The 15,182-nt window shown below is 72.1% G+C and carries 9 protein-coding genes; 6 read left to right on the forward strand and 3 right to left on the reverse strand.

The features are described from left to right. Position 1: 1 nt before the first annotated feature. Positions 2-1,636, reverse strand: a complete 1,635-nt coding sequence (locus OHB01_RS33075; protein WP_328854477.1) for a class I adenylate-forming enzyme family protein — start codon at positions 1,634-1,636, stop codon at positions 2-4. Further along, entirely contained in the window at positions 1,633-7,254 is a 5,622-nt protein-coding gene (locus OHB01_RS33080) for a non-ribosomal peptide synthetase (protein WP_328854478.1), read from the reverse strand. Before OHB01_RS33080 ends, OHB01_RS33075 begins: the two co-directional genes overlap by 4 nt. A gap of 576 nt (positions 7,255-7,830) precedes the next feature. On the opposite strand from OHB01_RS33080, the gene OHB01_RS33085 reads away from it, so the two are divergent. The 6 genes from OHB01_RS33085 to OHB01_RS33110 all read left to right on the forward strand — a co-directional run bounded on the left by OHB01_RS33085 (position 7,831) and on the right by OHB01_RS33110 (position 14,977). Further along, the gene (locus OHB01_RS33085) at positions 7,831-8,754 is read left to right on the forward strand and encodes a thiamine pyrophosphate-dependent dehydrogenase E1 component subunit alpha (RefSeq protein WP_260617307.1); all 924 of its coding nucleotides are present in this window, start codon (positions 7,831-7,833) and stop codon (positions 8,752-8,754) included. After that, entirely contained in the window at positions 8,751-9,728 is a 978-nt protein-coding gene (locus tag OHB01_RS33090; RefSeq protein WP_147942772.1) for an alpha-ketoacid dehydrogenase subunit beta, read from the forward strand. The genes OHB01_RS33085 and OHB01_RS33090 overlap by 4 nt, the downstream gene beginning before the upstream one ends. After that, entirely contained in the window at positions 9,725-11,047 is a 1,323-nt protein-coding gene (locus OHB01_RS33095) for a 2-oxo acid dehydrogenase subunit E2 (protein WP_147942773.1), read from the forward strand. Before OHB01_RS33090 ends, OHB01_RS33095 begins: the two co-directional genes overlap by 4 nt. Before the next feature lie 4 nt (positions 11,048-11,051). Further along, positions 11,052-12,374, forward strand: a complete 1,323-nt coding sequence (locus OHB01_RS33100; protein WP_205830355.1) for a GH1 family beta-glucosidase — start codon at positions 11,052-11,054, stop codon at positions 12,372-12,374. A 701-nt stretch (positions 12,375-13,075) separates the two neighbouring features. Further along, positions 13,076-13,972 carry an aldose 1-epimerase family protein gene (locus OHB01_RS33105; protein ID WP_328710279.1) on the forward strand — a complete coding sequence of 299 codons (897 nt, stop codon included), beginning with the start codon at positions 13,076-13,078 and terminating at the stop codon, positions 13,970-13,972. After that, positions 13,973-14,977 carry a phosphotransferase family protein gene (locus tag OHB01_RS33110; protein WP_142648302.1) on the forward strand — a complete coding sequence of 335 codons (1,005 nt, stop codon included), beginning with the start codon at positions 13,973-13,975 and terminating at the stop codon, positions 14,975-14,977. A gap of 2 nt (positions 14,978-14,979) precedes the next feature. Here OHB01_RS33110 and OHB01_RS33115 read toward each other — a convergent pair whose 3' ends face one another. Next, the gene (locus OHB01_RS33115) at positions 14,980-15,147 is read right to left on the reverse strand and encodes a hypothetical protein (protein WP_168065994.1); all 168 of its coding nucleotides are present in this window, start codon (positions 15,145-15,147) and stop codon (positions 14,980-14,982) included. Positions 15,148-15,182 lie beyond the last annotated feature (35 nt).

A 15,182-nucleotide genomic window follows, 5' to 3' on the forward strand; every position in this document is an offset into this window, starting at 1 on the left:
CTCACTCGCCTTCCGTCGTGCTGCTCAGGCCGCCCAGCAGCGCGGGCAGCTCCTTCTTGATGACCTTGCCTGACTGGTTCCTGGGCAGGCTGTCGACCACGAGGACCCGTTCGGGCAGCTCGTGCCAGGCCAGCCGGTCCATCAGGAAGGCGCGCACCTCGCTCTCCGACAACCCGGGGCTCTCCGACAACCCGGGGCTCTCCGACAACCCGGGGCTCTCGGACAACCCGGGGCTCTCGGACGACCCGGGGCTTTCCGTGCTCGGCTTCGTCCTGGGCACGATCGCGGCGCCCAGCACGGAGCCCAGCACCGGATGCGGGAGCCCGAACACGGCCGCCTCGGCGATGCCCGGGTGCTCGTGAAGCGCGGCCTCCACCTGGAGCGTGGACACCTTGAACGCGCCGGTCTTCACCACGTCGCTCTCCCGGTCGACGAGGTAGAGGTAGCCGTCGGCGTCCACGTATCCGACGTCGCCCATGCGCACCCAGCCGTCGCGGAACGACCGGGCGCTGGCCTCGGCGTCGCCGTAGTAGGAGCGGGTGGCGGTGGGCGACCGCATCCACACCTCGCCGGTCTCCCCGGGCGGGAGCGGGTTGCCCTCCTCGTCGGTGATGCGCAGCGAGCCGCCGAACGCGGGCCGCCCCAGCGCGGCCGGCCGCGTACGGTCGTAAATCATGATCGTCTGGGCGGGGGCGGCCTCGGTGGACGTGTAGTAGTTCGTCACGGTCGCGTTCGGGAAGGCCGCCGACAGCCGTTCCGACAAGGCGGGGGGAAGCGCGGCCGCCGCCGACCCGAGCAGCACCACGCTGGACATGTCGTGCCGCTCGTGCAGCCCGGCGTCGAGCAGCTCGATCGCCATGGACGGCACCAGGAACACGGTTCCCGGGCGGTAGGTCTCGATCAGCCGGGCGAACCGGCCGGGGGTGAACCTCGCCGGGGTCAGCACGGCCGGCCGGGCGTCCAGCGCGTTGATCAGCATGGTCTGCCCGGCGTTGGTGCCGATCGGGAAGGCGTGCAGCAGATGGCGCGAGTGGGCGAACCTGCGGTGCTTGGGCTGCGTGACGCACCCGTAGGCGAGGTTGGCGTGGCTGGCGCCGACCCCCTTGGGCCGCCCGGTCGTGCCGGAGGTGTAGAGGATCTGCGCCAGGTCGCCGGGCCGCACCCGCGGCATATCCGGCGCCGTCTCCGGATCGAAACCGGCCTCCAGCTCCGCCGGGGTCGCGCTCCAGTGCTCTCCCTCTGGCGCCGCCAGATCGCGGCCGAGCAGCACCGCCGACGCCGCGCAGTGGCCGGCCATGTAGCGCAGCTCGGCCGGGGCCAGCCGGTCCGACATCGGCACGGCCACCGCGCCCGCCTTGAGTACCCCGAAGAACGCCACCGCGAAGTCGATCCAGTCGCGGCTGCCGAAGTGCAGCGCCACCCGGTCTCCCGGGGCGACGCCCCGGGCGGCCAGCCCGGCGGCGAGCGCGGCCGACCTGTGGTCCCATTCGGCGAAGGTGAGCGCCCCGTGTCCCTCGACGATCATCGCGACGCCGTCGGGCTCCTGCTCCGCGCGCAGCCGCAGCAGCTCCGGCACGGTGAGCGTGGGCACGCCGCGCGCCCTCGTCGTCCTCGTCGTCCTCGGCGTCCCCGTCATGCGTGCTCCTTCTCGGGCTCGCGGCCTGCCCTGGTGTCGTCCGCCCGTGTGTCGCCTGTCCGGGCTTCCGTCTTGGCCTCCGTACGGGCGGCCGCGATGCGCTCGGTCAGCGCCTGGTAACCGACGATGTCGTCCGGCAGGGCGTCGGGCACCTCGACGTCGAACCGGCGCAGCACCCGGACCCGCAGCGCGACCAGCGCGATGACCGCGATAGCCACCGCGAAGCAGGCGTACATGAAGCCGATGCCGCGTCCCGCGCCGGTGCCGAGCAGCACGCCCGCCGTGTTCGCGAGCGGCCCGTCCGGGGCGAGCAGCGGCTCGAACACCTGCGCGCCGTACGGCGCGACCAGGCCGAACCCGATCGGCAGGGTGGACCAGGCGACCAGCGTGTTGAGCGCGATGACCCGGCCGTGGAACCGCTGCGGCACCTTGACCTGGATGATCGTGGCGTAGACGCCGTTCAGCAGGGTGAGGCACAGCGACATGCCGAACGCGCCGACCGCGATGAGGAACAGGTCGGGGCGCAGCCCGGTCAGCAGGCAGAACACCGACAGCGCTAGCGTCGACAGCAGCACGCCGAGCAGCCGCCTGCGGCGCGGCCCGCCCCACGCGGCCATGGCCAGGCCGCCGAGGAACGCGCCGAGCCCGCCCGCGAACGACACCCGGCCGACCTCGGCCAGCGTGCCGAACGACAGCACCAGCGGCGAGATCATCATGAACAGCGGGGACAGGAAGATGTTCAGCACCGCGAAGTAGAACAGCATCGCGCGGAAGCCCCGGTTGCCCCAGGAGTGGCGGATTCCGCCCAGCATCTCGGCGAGCACGCTCTCGCGCCGCTTCCAGGCCATGGTCGCCGGGAAGCGGATCAGCGCGACGGTCAGCGTGGCGGCGACGTAGCTGGCCACGTCGATGACGAGGATCCCCTCCAGCCCGATCGCCGCCATCAGCCCGACCGCGATCAGCGGCACGATGAGCTGTGCGGTGCCGGTGGCCATCTGGACGACGCCGTTGGCGTGCCCGAGGAACCGTTTCGGCACGAGCTGCGGGATCGCCGAGCCGTACGCGAGCCGTTGGAAGGTGAGCGCGACGGACAGGCAGACCAGCAGCGGATAGATGTGCCAGACGTGGAGGTTGCCGGTCCACAGCAGCAGTCCCAGCATGAGCTGGGTGCCGCCGGCGGCGGCGTCCCCTGCCATCATGACCTTGCGCCGGTCGAACCGGTCGACGATGGCGCCGGCCAGCGGGGCGACGAGCATGCCGGGCAGCAGGCCGAGCACGGAGAACAGCGCGAACCTGGCGAGCGACCCGGTGGTGAGATAGATCCACAGCGGGATGGCGAACTCGGTCAGCGCGGACCCGGTCATCGAGACGAGCTGCCCGGCCGCGACGACGAGGAAGCGCCGCATGCTGGGCGGCGGGCCGACGCGCACCCGCGTCTCCGCCGCGCCGTTCACGCCGTCCGCTCGGTCCTGCCCCACGCCCGTGCCGCCCGTGCCGCCCGTGCCGTCCAGGGCCGTTCCCGTCTCGGCCCCGGCCTCGGCGGACCTGCGCGAGACGCCCTCCAGCCACCAGGTGCGGGTGTCGTCCCGCTCCATCCCCTCCGTACGCCCGGAGGCGAGCTTGCGGTGGATGCCGGTGACGATCTCGGCCAGCTCCTCGTTGCGGTAGCGCAGGAAGAAGTGACCGGCCTCGTCGAGGACGACGCACGCCGTCTGTTCTGACAGGCAGTGCCACTCCTTGTAACGTTCCTGGTAGAACTCGGCCGCCGGGTCGCGTTCGCCGACCACGGCGATCACCGGCGCGCGCAGCGCCGGGCCGCCGCCCTCCTCGAAGATCTGCGTGAAGTAGCGCTCGGCGGCGCGGGTGCCTTCGCGGCGGTTGCGCACGATGAGCTTGATCTGTTCCCGGCCGAGCTCCTCCACGTCGAGCCCGGCCGCGGTCAGGGCGTTGACCCGCTGCTGGTCGCTGGTGAGGCGGTCGAAGAAGGCCCCGAGCCAGTTCAGGCCGCGGCCCGGCCGTGCGAAGGGGAACACGCCGCCGAGATACAGCGCGTCCACGGTGCGGCCGTCCGCCTCCAGCCTCCGGGCGATCTCGGAGGACAGCATGACGCCGAGGCCGCAGTGGCCGTACAGCACGAGCGAGCCGCCGTTCCTGTCCAGGATCTCGGAGATCTCGGCCACGCAGTCGACGACGACCTCGTCGAACGGCCGTGCCTCCTCCCCCAGCTCGTGGCCGGGCACGGCGACCGAATACAGCGCCCAGTCGTCCGGCAGCGCGTCGGCGAGCGGCTGGTAGACCACGGCGCTGCCCCCGCCGTACGGCACGCACACCAGGGTCGTGGCGGCGGCCCTGGCGGGGGTGAGCCGGTGCAGCAGCGACCGCGGCACGTCCCCCTCGGCGGTGAGCAGCCGGGCCAGCTCGCGGACGGTGCGGTGCTTGAACACGTCGAGCACCGTGATCCGCCGGTCCGGATGCGCCTTGCGCAGCCGGGCGATGACCCGCATCGCGAGCAGCGAGTGGCCGCCCAGGGCGAAGAAGTCGTCGAGCGCCCCCACGCGCTCGACGTCCAGCACCTCCGCCCAGACGCGGGCCACGTCCTCCTCGGGGCCGGGCGCCGGTGCGACGTATTCGGCCGCCGCGACGTCGGCCTCCGGCTCGGGCAGCCGCGAGCGGTCCACCTTGCCGTGCGACTTGAGCGGCAGCTCGTCGAGCCAGGCGTACCGCGAGGGGACCATGTACGCGGGCAGCCGGTCGGCCAGCCATGCGCGCACGTCCGCGGTCTCCGGCCGCGCGCCGTCGACGGCGGCGTTTCCGGCGGTGGGCACGAGGTAGGCGACGAGCTGCTCGCCGCGCGGCTCGACCACCGCCTGGGCGACGTCCGGGTGGTCGGCCAGCACCGACTCGACCTCGCCGAGCTCGACCCGGTAACCGCGGATCTTCACCTGGAGGTCGCGGCGGCCGAGGAACTCCAGGTCGCCGGCGTCGGTCCAGCGGCCGAGGTCGCCGGTGCGGTACATGCGCGACCCGGGCGGGCCGTACGGGTCGGGCAGGAACCGGTCGGCGGTCAGGCCCGGCCGGTTCAGGTAGCCGCGGGCCAGCCGGTCGCCGCCGAGGTAGATCTCCCCCGGCACTCCGGCCGGCACCGGGCGTAACCGCTCGTCCAGCACGTACGCCCGCGCCCCGGGCAGCGGCGAGCCGATCGGCAGGCTCACGCTCGCCTCGGCCGGGCCGTCGGGAGCGGGCAGCCGGGCGACGTCGTAGGTGGTCACGCCCACGGTGGCCTCGGTCGGCCCGTAGTGGTTGACGACCCGGCAGCGGCCCAGCGCCGCGAGCTCGGCCGCCCAGCCGCGCGGGGCCGCCTCGCCGCCAAGGAGCAGCAGCTTCCTCGGCAGCAGGTCGCCCGGCCCAGCGTCGGCGAGCAGCGCCGCCAGATGCGACGGCGTGATCTTGAGGTAGTCGATCCCGGTCCGCCGGAAGATCTCCGCCAGCTCGGGACCGGCGGTGCGCGAGGGCACCAGGTGCAGCGTGCCGCCGGTCATCAGGCACAGGTAGAAGACAGTGACGCCGAAGTCGAAGGCCAGCGACTGGAGCAACGCGAAGGACGAGCCGGGCTCCACGCCCAGCCGCTCGCGCACCCCGGCGAGATAGACCATGACCTCGTGGTGCTGCACCGCGACGCCCTTGGGCCGCCCGGTGGTGCCGGAGGTGTAGATCACGTACGCGAGGTCGCCCGGCGTCGCGGGCTCCCAGGGGTCGACGGGCTCCGGCGCCTCCTCGCCGAGGTGAACGGCGGTGACGTCGTCCGGCAGCCGGTCGCGCAGGTCCGGGCTGGTCACGACGATCGACGCCGCGGCGTCGGCCAGGACGAACTCGAGCCGGCCGCGCGGGTGCTCGGGGTCGAGCGGCAGGTAGGCCGCGCCCGCCTTGAGCACGCCGAGCACCGCGACCGCGAGCCCGGTCGACTGCTCCAGGCAGATCGCCACACGGTCGTCGCGCCCCACGCCGAGCCCGCGCAGCCGCCGGGCGAGCCGGTCGGCCGCCGCGTCCAGCTCCGCGTACGTGAGGGCGTCGCCGCCGCAGGCGACGGCGGTGGCGGACGGGGTGCGGGCCGCCTGCGCGGCGATCGCCTCGTGCAGCGACGAGGCCCCGCCGAACGCGTCCGCCGGGGGCGTCTCGGGCTCGGGGCCCGCCCCCGCGAACGCGAGCACGCGGTCGCACTCGGCCGCCGGGAGCAGCTCCAGGTCGGACACCCGGGCATGGGGATCGGCGACGATCGACCTGAGCAGGTGCTCGAAGCACTCCGCCATCCGCGCGATCGTGGCCGGGCGGAACAGCTCGGTGCGGTAGGTGATGCTGCCGTGGAGGCCGTCGCCCTGGTCCATCAGGTAGAGCGCGAGGTCGAACCGGCTGGCGGTCACCTCGAACGGGTAGGCCGACATGGTCAGGCCCTGGGTGCGCAGCGGTGCCGACCGGTAGTTCTGCAGCGCGAACATCACCTGGAACACCGGCGACCTGCTCACGTCGCGTTCGACGCAGAGCTCGCCGACCAGCCGGTCGAAGGGCAGCTCCTGGTGCGTGTAGGCGTCCAGCGCGGTCTCGCGCACCCGGCCGAGCAGCTCGGTGAAGGTCGGGTCGCCGGACAGGTCGGCCCGCATCGGCAGCGAGTTGATGAACAGCCCGACGACCCGCTCCAGCTCCGGCAGGTCGCGGCCCGACACGGGCGATCCCACCGCGAAGTCGTCCTGGCCGGAGTAGCGCGCGAGGAGCACCTGGAAGGCGGCGAGCAGCGTCATGTACAGCGTCGCGCCGTTGGCCCCGCCCAGCACGGTGAGCGCGTCCGCCAGCTCGCGGTCGAGCGTGATGCCGTGGGCCGCCCCCGCGGACCCCTGCTCGGGCGGGCGCGGGAGGTCGGTGGGCAGTTCGAGCGGCGGCAGCCCGGCCAGCCGCTCCCGCCAGTAGCGGATGTCGTCCTCGTGGGTCCGTCCGCGTTCCCAGAGCGCGTAGTCGCCGTACTGCACCGGCGGGTCGGCGAGGCCGGCGTCGGCGCCGGTCCGGTACGCCTCGTGCAGGGCGAGCAGCTCCTCCAGCACGATGTCGCACGACCAGCCGTCGGTGACGGCGTGATGCATGGTCAGGAGCAGCACATGCTCGCGGGCGCCGAGCCGGACCAGGAGCAACCGCACCAGCGGGCCGGTCGCCAGGTCGAACGGCCGGACCAGCTGCGCCTGGACCTCCTCCCGCGCGGCGGCGGGGTCGTCCGCCTCCGTCAGCCGCAGCTCCACGACGGGCTCGTCGTCCAGCACGATCTCGGGCGTCCCGTCGTCGGTGGTGACGAACCGGGTGCGCAGGCTCTCGTGGCGCCGGGCCACCTCGGCGAGCGCGCGCTCCAGAGCCTCGCCGTCGATCTCATCGCCGTCCAGCCGTACGGCGAAGGGGACGGTGTAGGCGGTGGTGCCCGGGGCGTACTGCTCCAGGAACCACAGGCGCTCCTGGGCGTGCGAAAGCGGCGGGGGGGTGCCTGCCGGGCGCGGCGGCACGGTGACCCTCGCGGCTTTCCCGGCCCTGAGCCGCTGCGCGAGCAGCGCCTGCTTCGCCGGTGAGAGACCGGTCCGGGTCACGACGCCGGCACCTCTGTTGAATTTTTAATTAAGAACATGGCATTCCTCTATGCGCTCTGCGCTTCGGCACGCCGGCGATTCGTTGCGAAGACGCGGACCAACGACCCGGCGGCGGAATCACCGCCGGAAGCTTCCATACTGGTGCCTGGCGCGGCGCGGAATCCACTGCCGCTCGCGCCTTAACCCCCATTTTCGGACGCGGTAGTGGGAACGCTCCCACGGCAGTGGAGGCTAGGGATCACGGCTTTCGTTCGTCAAGTGTCATGGAAGTTTCTGTCCGTTATTAGCCCCAAGACGGTGAATGTGAGGATATTGCCGCAGATCACGGACAATGCGGTCGTAATCTCCCAAAATTGCTGTTCGGCCAGGGATTGACATGGACCCTTACCGCACCTACCCTCCGTGGGAGCGCTCCCAGACAGGGTGATCCCGTTACTCCTGTCGAAAGGGTGCTGGCGCTCCTGTCAACGGATGCCGCTGCTCCTGTGCTGGATGCCGTGGTGCTCCTGTCCCTGGCAACGGGGCCCGGCGTCGAGCGCACCCCTCGACCAGAGACGCACCAGGAGCGGACCACCTGTGATCGTCACCGCCGCACCGTCCCGGAGCCCGGGGCATGCCCTGAACGACGGGGACCTCCGCTCACTCCTGCTCATCCGGCACTTCGAACGCGCCCTGCTCCGCCTGTTCGAGCAGGGCGTGCTGAGCGGCACCACCCACACCTGCCTCGGGCAGGAGTACATCCCGGTCACGGTGTCGTCCCTGCTCCGCGACGACGACTTCGTCTTCAGCAACCACCGGGGGCACGGCCACTTCCTCGCCCGCCACCCCGACCCGTACGGCCTGCTCGCAGAGATCATGGGGCGGGATGGCGCGCTGTGCGGGGGCGTCGGCGGCAGCCAGCACATCTACCACCAGCGGTTCCTTTCGACCGGAGTGCAGGGCGAGAGCCTGCCCGTGGCGACCGGGGTGGCGCTCAAACTGGCCGGAACGGGCGCGCTCGCCTGCGCGTACATCGGAGACGGCACCTGGGGCGAGGGCGCCGTCTACGAAGCGCTGAACATGGCGTCCCTCTGGCGGGTGCCGCTGCTCGTCGTGGTCGAGCACAACGGCATCGCCCAGTCGACCCCCACGTCCGCGCAGATGGCCGGCACGATCGCCGCCCGGGCGGCGGCCTTCGGAGTGCGGCACCACCACATCACCGGCACCGACGTCGGCGAGATCAGGCAGGCGCTCGCGCCGCTGGTCGACGCCGTACGGACCGAGCCGTCCCCGCTGGTGGTCGAGTTCGCCACCCACCGCCTCGGACCGCACAGCAAGGGCGACGACACCCGCCCGCCGGAGGAGATCCGCCGGGCCCGCGAGTCCGACTGGTACGACCGGTACGCCGAGGCCGATCCCGAGCGGTTCGCCCGGATCGACGCCGAGCAGCGGGAGCTCGTCGAACGCGTGGTCGCCGAGGTCTCCGCCCGGCCCCACGCCCGGCCGGGGGGAGCGGCGTGACCAGGGTCTCCGAGCACCTCAACCAGGCGCTGCACGACCTCATGGAGTCCGACCCCTCGGTCCACCTGCTCGGCGAGGACGTCAGCGACCCGTACGGCGGCGCGTTCAAGGTGACCCGCGGGCTGTCCGGCCGGTTCGGCTCCCGGGTGAGGTCCACGCCGCTGAGCGAGGGCGCGATCGCCGGGGTCGGGGCCGGGCTGGCCCTGGCCGGCGACAAGGCCATCGTCGAGATCATGTTCGCCGACTTCGTGGCGCTGGCGTTCGACCAGATCACGAACTTCGCCGCCAAGTCCACCTCCATGTACGGCAGGCCGGTGCCGATCCCGCTCGTGGTGCGCTGCCCCACGGGCGGCAACCGCGGCTACGGCCCGACCCACAGCCAGAACCCGCAGAAGCACTTCATCGGCGTGCCGGGGCTGTCGCTGTTCGAGATGACGCCGTTCCACGACGCGGGCGAGCTGTTCGCCCGGATGTTCGGCCTCGGGCGGCCCTGCCTGTTCTTCGAGGACAAGGTGCTCTACACGCGGCAGATGCACCAGGTGGACGACCTGTTCACCGTCGAGCTGGTGGACGACGTGGCGCGGGTGCGCGTCGACGGCGCCGGCCGGCCCGACTGCACGCTGGTCACCCACGGCGGGCTCGTCCACCGGACGCTCGACGCCATGCGGGCGCTCCTCCTGGAGGACGACCTGGTCTGCGAGCTGCTGGTGCCCGCCCAGCTCTATCCCGTGCCGCGGCTGCCGGGGCTTGAGGACGCGCCGCACGTCTGCGTCGTGGACGACGGCACCGAGGGCGGCTCCTGGGCGTCCGAGGTGGCCACGGCGCTCTATCCGCGCCTGTGGGGCCGCCTCCGGGGCCCGATCACGCTGGTCAACTCGGCGGACGGGGTGATCCCCGCCGCCCCCCATCTGGAACGTGAGGTGCTCGTGCAGTCCGACAGCATCAGGGCCGCGGTGAGGGAGGCGCTGTCGTGACCGACTTCCGGGTGCCCAAGCTCAACAACAACGACACGTCGTACGTGCTGGTCGAGTGGCTGGCCGAGGACGGGCAGACGGTGCGCGACGGCGATCCGATCGTGCTGCTCGAGACGTCGAAGGCGACCGAGGAGGTCGAGGCCCCGTCGGACGGCGTCCTGCGGCGGCTGCTCGCCGAGGGGGCCGAGTGCGAGCCCGGGCAGGTGATCGCCCGCCTGCTCGCGAGCGCGGACGAGGACGCCGGGGAGACCACGGCCGGGCCCGCCCGGCAGGCCGCGGGGAAGGCCGCTCAGCAGGCCGCGGACGGAAACCCGGGCGGGCCGCAGACCGCGGCGCCGCCCGGCGACGTCTCCGGGGTGATCGTCACGGCGCCCGCGCGCGAACTCATCGAGGCGCACGGCGTCGCCATGGATCGGGTGTACGCCCTCGGCCGCAAGGTCATCAGGCGGACCGACGTCGAGGAGCTGCTCGCCGCGCAGGAGCCCTCCCCCGCCGCCGCGGACGCCGCCCAGGCAGGGGACGCCCAGGCGGCGGACGCCCAGGCAAGGGACGTCCTGGCGGCGGACGCCCAGGCAAGGGACGTCCTGGCGGCGGACGCCCAGGCAGGGGACGTCCTGGCGGATGACGACGACGCGCAGTGGATCACGCTGTCGCGGGCGCAGCAGCGGACGGCCGAGGTCGTCGAACGGTCCCGGCGCGAGATCCCGGCGGCCTTCACGGCGATGAACGTGGACGTGACCGAGGTCCTGTCGCTCGCCCGCGACCTCACCCGCCGGCTGCGCACGCTGGTCGGGCTGCCCGAGATGGTGGTGAAGGCGACCGGCGGGCTGCTCGACCGCTTCCCGATGTTCTTCGCGGCGCCCGGCCCCGGCCCCCGGGCGAGAAGGGCCGCCACCGCCGACGTGGGCGTGACGGTCGACGTGGGCCGGGGGTTGTTCATCCCGGTCGTCCGCGACGCGGGCAACCGGCCGCTGTCCGAGATCGCCGGTGACCTGGTCGGCTTCCGCAAGACGGCGCTCACCGGGTCGTTCCGGGAACGCGACCTCCAGGGAGGCGCCATCACGCTCACGTTGCACACGCACGACGGCATCGTGTTCGCCGTCCCGATCGTCTTCCCCGGCCAGACGTGCGCGCTGTCGCTGACGGCACCGCGTCCGGAGGTCGTCCAGGACGGTCCGGGCTTCGCCGTACGCAAGACCGCCACAGTTGGCCTCGCATACGACCACCGTTACATCAACGGTCGCGATGCCGCGGAGTTCCTCGGGGAGCTCCGCACGGCGCTCGAATCACCCGCGCGTTTCCTCACCGAGAATGGATGAAGCCATGAACTCACCCGCACGGTTTCCGGCCGACTTCGTCTGGGGCGCGTCCACCGCGGCTTACCAGATCGAGGGCGCGACCACGGAGGACGGCCGCGGGCCATCGGTGTGGGACACGTTCTGCGCGGTCCCCGGCAACGTACGCGACGGCGACAGCGGAGAGCACGCCGCCGACCACTACCACCGCTACAACGAGGACCTCGACCTGATCGCCGATCTGGGCCTGGGCAGCTACCGCTTCTCCATCGCCTGGCCGCGGATCCAGCCGACCGGCTCGGGCAAGCCCAACCAGAAGGGCCTCGACTTCTACCGCCGGCTCGTGGACGGGCTGGCAGAACGCGGCGTCCGGCCGATGGCCACGCTCTTCCACTGGGACCTGCCGCAGGAGCTGCAGGACCGAGGGGGCTGGGAGAACCGGGACACGGCCGAGCGCTTCGCCGAGTATGCCGAGATCTGCTTCGACGCCCTGGAGATCAGGGACTGGCTGACGATCAACGAGCCCAAGACCGTGGTCGACTGCGGATACCGCTTCGGCACCCACGCGCCGGGCGTGAAGGACGACGCGCGCGCGTTCGTCGCCTGCCACCACCTGCTGCTCGCCCACGGCCTCGCCTCGCGGGTGCTGCACGAGCGGCACCCCGGACGCCGCATCGGCCCGGCGCTCAACCTGCACCCGACCTACCCGGCCGACGACACGCCGGAGGCGCGCGAGGCGGCGCACCACCAGGACGGGCTGGAGAACCGGCTCTACCTCGACCCGATCTTCAAGGGCCGCTACCCCGAGGACACGCTGCGCTGGATCTCCGAGCGCGGCCCGATGGCCGACCACATCCTCGACGGCGACCTCGGCGTCATCAGCGAGCCCATCGACGTCCTCGGCGTGCAGTACTACACGCCGGTCTTCGTGGACGGCAAGGGCGAACGTGTCTTCCTGCACGAGCGGGCCCAGGCCGAGTGGCTGGAGATCTACCCCGAGGGCCTGCACGACATCCTCGTCCGGGTGCACCGGGACTACCCGGGCGTGCCGATGGTCATCACCGAGAACGGCCTGGCCACGGTGGACGGGGTCGACGCCGACGGCCGGGTCCGCGACGACCGGCGGATCGCCTACCTGCGCGCCCACCTGAGCGCGATGCACCGCGCCATGGAGGCCGGCGCGCAGGTCGAGGGCTACCACGTGTGGTCGCTGCTGGACAACTTCGAGTGGGCCGAGGGGTACAGCCAGCGGTTCGGCATCGTATACGTGGACTACGCGACGCAGCAGCGTACGCCCAAGGACAGCGCGCTCTGGTACCGCGACGTGGTGAAGAGCGGCGAGCTGCGCTGACCCCCGCGACGAGTCCGCGACGACCCCGCGACGACCCGGCGAACAGCATGGAGCGACACCACCCGACCAACACGACCCGATGAACACCACCCGATAACACGCTCGGCGAGCACGCCGGCCCGATGAGCGAAGCGGTTTCCCCCGCCCACTCGGGCCGGCATGCCCCGCGCCCGGCTTCCGGGGCCCTGTGCCGAGCGCGCAGTGCCGAGCGCCCGGCTTCCGGGGCCCTGTGCCGAGCGCGCAGTGCCGAGCGCGCAGTGCCGGGAGGCACCGTGCCGCCGGGCCCCTTGCTGCCACGCCCTGTCCGGGGCCCTGTCCAGAGGCCCGGCCGGCACCGCCTCCTGTGCCCTCCTGTCTCCGGGATGCTTTTCCGGGACACCGGCCTCCGGGACCCGTCGCGCGGCGGTGCGATGACGGCTGCCCGGAACCGCTGAAACTTTCAGCACGCGGTGGTGGGCGCTCGCCCATGCACGTGCACGCAAGTGCCGCTGTGCGGCAAATCGGTGCACTTATACCGATCTACGCGATAATCCCGCGAATAAGTTGACGCGTCCGCCGAAAAGACTTAGCTTTACCCGAAGTGGGAGCGCTCCCACAATCCTCCCACCCCGCTTGGATCAAGGGCGATGAGCTGGGATAAAGTCCCTGCATACCGTCAGATGACCAGCTTCTTGACGTCGCGTCAGCGAGAGGACTCCCCCGTGCCCGATTACACGATTGCCGGCGGCGGATACCAGGCCACGATCAGCGAGCGGGGCGGCGCGCTCCGGGTGCTGCGGCACGAGGGCCGCGATCTGTTGACGAGCTGGCCGGAAGGCGGGCCGGTCCCCTACTACAGCGGCACCATCCTGGCGCCATGGCCCAACCGGGTGGTCGGCGGCACGTACGTCTTCGAGGGGCAGCGCCGCCACCTGCCGGTCAACGAGCCCGACCGCGGCCACGCCCTGCACGGCCTCGTCTCCGGCGTCGACTGGAAGTGCGCGGAGCTGCTGTCGGTGGAGGACCACCACGGCCACGTACGGCTGACGCACGTCGTGGAGCCCACCGAGGGCTACCCGCACAGGATCTCCCTCGAGGTGCGCCACTCGGTGTCCGCCGAGGGCCTGTCGACCACGCTGACGGCGCAGAACGTGGGCGAGACGGCGGCGCCGTACGGCTGCGGGCCGCACCCGTGGCTGCTGGCCGGGCCCGACGTCACCGCCTACGAGCTCGGCCTGCCGGCCGGGCGGGTGCTGCTCACCGACGACCTGCTCGCCCCCACCGACCTGGTGGAGGTCGAGGGAACGCCCTACGACTTCAGGACGCCGCGCGTGATCGGGGACACCGCCGTCGACCACGCCTTCACGGGCGTGACGGAGGGACGCGTACGCGTGCTGGGGCCGGAGGGCGGGGTTGAGCTCACCTGGGACCCCGCGGTGCTGCCGTGGGTCCAGATCTGCACCGGCACGGGGCTGGGCCACCAGGGGCTGGCCGTGGAGCCGATGACCTGCCCGCCCGACGCGTTCAACTCGGGCACCGACCTGATCGTTTTGCAGCCGGGGGACAAGCACGAGGCCACGTGGGCCATCGCGGTCACCACTGCGTCATTGGAAGGCTGAATGGACAGCAGGACGAAGAGGCGGTTGTCCCCCGCCCGGCTCGACGAGGTCACCCGCGACGCGCTCGGCTGCGGGGTGACCTCGTCGGAGGAGCTCACCGACGGCTTCGCGAACGCCGTCTGGCGGCTCGGCCTCGACGACGGACGTCAGGTGGTGCTCAAGGTGGGGCCGCCGCCCGACCTGCGGCTGCTGGCCTACGAGCGCCACCTGCTGCGCACCGAGGCGATGGTCTACCACCTCGCCCAGCCCGCCGGGCTGCCGATGGCCGCCCTGCTCAAGGCGTCGTTCGACGACCCGCTGCTGGGCGGCGACTACCTCATCCTGTCCGCGCTCGACGGGGTGCCGTGGAACCGGACGACGCTCAGCCCCGCGGAGGAGGGCGCGCTCCGGTTCGAGCTGGGCCGCCACCTCGCCCGCCTGCACTCCATCCCGGGCACGGGCGTCTTCGGCTACCCGTACGCCGGGCTGACCGGCCGGACCTGGCGGGAGGCGTTCCTCATCATGGTCGGTGCCCTGCTGGACGACGCGGTCTACTACAACACCCCGCTCCCCGCCACGATCGTGGAGATCGTCGGGCTCGTCCACATGAACGCGCACGTCCTCGACCAGGTCACCACGCCGTCGCTGGTGCACTTCGACATGTGGCCGGGCAACGTGTTCCTGGACGGCGACAACCGCGTGCAGGCGCTCATCGACCACGAGAGGGCGTTCTGGGGCGACCCGCTCGCCGACTTCGTCACTCCGACGATCTTCGACGAGCTGCGCGAGGACGACCCGATGCTCATGGGTTACCGGCAGGAGGCCGGCCCCGTGCGGCTGGACCAGGCCGCGCGCGTACGGATCGCCCTCTATCGGGTCTACCTCTACCTGATCATGCTGGTGGAGGACGGCCCCCGGCAGTATCCCGAGGAGTCCTACGCCCGCATCAGGGACATCACCACGCGGTCACTGGCCGCCTGCCTCGACCTGCTGCGCGCGGGGGCGAGGAACCACGCGCACGTCTGAGGTCACGCCTCCAGCGTGAGGGACTGCGAGCCGCACCCGTTGCCGGTGTGCGGCTCGGAGTCGCCGGTCGCCGCGAGGGCCGCGGGCGCCCCTACGGTCAGCGAGGCCACGAGGGACAGGACCATCGTCCCGGCCGCGACGCGGGGCAGGTGACTCACACGAGCACTCACAGCGGACTCCATAAAGGCCGACTCCATTGATCACA

The sequence above is a fragment of the Microbispora hainanensis genome, from assembly GCF_036186745.1.
Lineage (GTDB): Bacteria > Actinomycetota > Actinomycetes > Streptosporangiales > Streptosporangiaceae > Microbispora.

Coding starts and splice junctions, on each gene's coding strand:
- OHB01_RS33075 (WP_328854477.1), bottom strand. CDS start 1,636: ATGACGGGGACGCCGAGGACGACGAGGACGACGAGGGCGCGCGGCGTG.
- OHB01_RS33100 (WP_205830355.1), top strand. CDS start 11,052: ATGAACTCACCCGCACGGTTTCCGGCCGACTTCGTCTGGGGCGCGTCC.
- OHB01_RS33110 (WP_142648302.1), top strand. CDS start 13,973: ATGGACAGCAGGACGAAGAGGCGGTTGTCCCCCGCCCGGCTCGACGAG.